Consider the following 1,822-nt stretch of genomic DNA (forward strand, 5'->3'; position numbering starts at 1 on the left):
ACTCGATCCTGCAAGTCGTTCGAGACGCTGCGGAATTCGCCCCGTTTTTTGTGTCGGCGGGCGCTCGGTCCGGCAGCTTCGGCTTAGTCGCGATAGTCCTGGTTCAGGACGAAGTTGAAAGCCGTATTCGCACGATGTTGCCGGCGATCGCTCGATCGAATTCACTCCGGCTCGCCAGGGTCAACCGAAGGCGCGTCAGGGCTACTCATCTGGCCCCGCTGACCGGCCAAAGACGGCCCCCTCCATCGAGGGGGCGTCTCCCCTGCTAATCCCTGTCAGCTTGCCGGATTGCGCGCCGTGACGATCCACGTCGCTCTGTCGATCATCACCGACCGCTCGCCGGGGCGGCCCGCGAAGGCGGCACGAACCGCGGCCGATGCGCGGGCCCGGATGTCGTCGGGCTGATCAGCGAGCACGCGCGACAGCGGGCCGACCTCGAACGTCATCTTCACCGCGTCGTCGATCGCCGCGTCCCGCGTCGCGCCCTCGCCAAACGGGATGGAAGCATCGAAGGGCGCGAGAGCGATATCGGTGAAGCCGGCCGCCGTCAGGATACGAGCCACCCGCCCCCGGTCGCCGAACGAGAATGGGCCGGGCGCTTCGGGATCGGGCGGCGCCGTCGGCGGGACGATGCCTTTGATCGCGTCCATCGGCAGGCGCACCCAATCGTTCTCGGCCATGCCGCGCCAGCAGACGAAAGCGACCCGCCCGCCCGGCTTGAGCGCACGGCGCATATGAGCGAACGCCGCCGTAGGATCGTCGAAGAACATCACCCCGAAACGCGAGAACAGGATGTCGAACGCGGCCTCGGGCAGCTCGGCGCTGCCAGCGTCGGCCACCCGGAACTGGACCGGCGTATCCTGCGGCGCAAGCGCGCGCGCTCGGCCGATCAGCGCTTCGGATATGTCCACGCCCAGCACTTGGCCCCCCGCGCCGACGCGGGCCGCCAGAGCCAGACTCGACGCGCCCGCGCCGCAGCCGATGTCCAGCACGCGTTCGCCCGTGGCGGGTGCGGCGGCTTCGATCGCGGCCTGGCCGAACACCGCCGCCATGGCATCGAGCCGGGCCTGGTTAGCGACCCAGCGCTCCCCGCTTTGGCCATTCCAGTCGGCGACCTGATAAGCTGATGGCGGCATCACACGAATGATCCGCGTTAGCTCACGATTGGTCCAGCCGCAGCTTCATCCAAACCGGCACGAGCTTGGATAGCGAGGCTTCGTTCTGCAGCCTGCGAGTCGAAGTATTCCTCAATCGAATAAACCTTGCCCCATCGCAACTTGAAGACGTGGACGCCCCTGTTCACATACGAGCTTTGGCCGTCAAGTAGCCTCGCGTTGGCCCGCCACTTGACGAACACTGTGGTATTCCATGGCCAACCCGTCACCTCGACCTGCTCAATATCTATGTGAAGCTTCGGGAAAACACGGCCCATGCGCTCGAACCACTGCTTCACCGATTGCTTTCCATGTCGCTCACCCCCCAACGCATGATCTCCGGCAACCCAGTGATACGCGTTTGGTGTTAGGCCCTTTGCAGCATCATCCCAACGCTGGTTGTTGACATGATCGAAGCTCCTGCGGATCTCTTTTTTGACAATTAGACTGTAGACCATTGATGCACCCTGTTGTTGGATGGCCGACGGCTCTGCAAGACGGATGGATACTTTCCAGATACTGAAAGCTGCTCCGGGTAACGACGGCGATCCGTTGGGAAAGCTGGCTGACGGGCGGCCACGCAGACGGCAGCGGCGCAATAGTCAGAGCCAGCGGCGAACCTCGGCCTTGTAGCGGCGGTAGTCGTCGCCGAACTTCGCTTCGAGATA

Annotated in this window: 2 protein-coding genes and 1 pseudogene; all 3 read right to left on the reverse strand. The window is 64.1% G+C overall.

Annotation, left to right across the window (positions count from 1 at the left end):
• Positions 1 to 275: 275 nt before the first annotated feature.
• On the reverse strand, positions 276 to 1,136 hold the full coding sequence (locus ACXJL8_RS40100) for a class I SAM-dependent methyltransferase (RefSeq protein ID WP_456621547.1): 861 nt from the start codon (positions 1,134 to 1,136) through the stop codon (positions 276 to 278).
• Between the two features lie 17 nt (positions 1,137 to 1,153).
• A complete protein-coding gene (locus ACXJL8_RS40105) occupies positions 1,154 to 1,612 on the reverse strand; it encodes a nuclear transport factor 2 family protein (protein ID WP_135170401.1) in 459 nt (152 codons plus the stop codon).
• 144 nt (positions 1,613 to 1,756) lie between these two features.
• Positions 1,757 to 1,822, reverse strand: a pseudogene (locus ACXJL8_RS40110) (isoprenylcysteine carboxylmethyltransferase family protein); the annotation flags it as partial.

The organism is Bradyrhizobium sp. P5_C11_2, assembly GCF_054049755.1.

What these genes read in the sequence shown, in the direction of transcription:
- ACXJL8_RS40100 (WP_456621547.1), bottom strand. Translation starts at nt 1,136, where the DNA reads ATGCCGCCATCAGCTTATCAGGTCGCCGACTGGAATGGCCAAAGCGGG.
- ACXJL8_RS40105 (WP_135170401.1), bottom strand. Translation starts at nt 1,612, where the DNA reads ATGGTCTACAGTCTAATTGTCAAAAAAGAGATCCGCAGGAGCTTCGAT.